At 69.6% G+C, this 240-nt stretch carries 1 protein-coding gene; it reads left to right on the top strand.

Annotated elements, in window-relative coordinates:
• Positions 1-240: glucose-6-phosphate dehydrogenase assembly protein OpcA (locus AC5RUM_RS21530; protein WP_494036856.1), on the top strand; the 240-nt coding region annotated here is incomplete at both ends.

The raw sequence follows: 240 nt of genomic DNA, 5'->3' as shown, positions 1-240 counted from the left end.
TCGGGGAACTCGCCGAGGAAAGCGAGTCCCTGGTCGCGGCGCTGCTGCTGCCCGACGCCCCGATCGTGGCCTGGTGGCCGCACGGCGCGCCGAAGAATGCCTCCGAAACCTCCATCGGACGGATCGCGCACCGCCGCATCACCGACTCCGCGAACGAGGCCGAACCCCAGGTCGCGCTGGAAAACATCCGCAACACCTACAAGGCCGGCGACACCGACCTGGCCTGGACCCGCCTGACGA

This window comes from Arthrobacter sp. B2060, assembly GCF_059090445.1.
The sequence above is the reverse complement of the archived record's forward strand: the minus strand, read 5'-3'. Positions and strand labels throughout refer to the sequence as shown.